Source organism: Tenacibaculum aiptasiae (assembly GCF_008806755.1).
Taxonomy (GTDB): Bacteria; Bacteroidota; Bacteroidia; order Flavobacteriales; family Flavobacteriaceae; genus Polaribacter; species Polaribacter aiptasiae.
Window position 1 is genome coordinate 382408 of record NZ_WAAU01000008.1, and the last position, 407, is coordinate 382814.

Consider the following 407-nt stretch of genomic DNA (forward strand, 5'->3'; position numbering starts at 1 on the left):
TGGAACATCAAAAAACTCCTCTCTCTCTTTTACATGCTCAGCATCTAAACCAGGAATAATTATTTGTTCATCATCAATATCAATAAATGTTTTAAAATCTAATATATACCTTTGCTCTTTCATTACAAATATTCAAATTCTACAGGAAATGGAGTTATCTTAAAACCTATTAACCTAGCCTTTTCCAATGCATTCTTTAATCTTTCACTTATTAATGTACCATAAGGATACGAAATTGCCATGCAATCTATATTTTTGAATTCAGATTTCATAACAGCTCGTTCAAAACCCCAATCCCACCATTTTTTTTCTTTAATAATCTTACGCAGCTCTTTTTCATTATTAACTTTAAAAATATCTGATCCTGTTTTCACTAACTCATCCCATTCACAAAAAGTACTATTCTC

At 29.5% G+C, this 407-nt stretch carries 1 protein-coding gene; it reads right to left on the reverse strand.

The annotated features are described in order from the left end of the window. Positions 1 to 122: 122 nt before the first annotated feature. On the reverse strand, positions 123 to 407 hold a 285-nt coding region (locus F7018_RS04600; RefSeq protein ID WP_175578642.1), incomplete at its 5' end, for a hypothetical protein.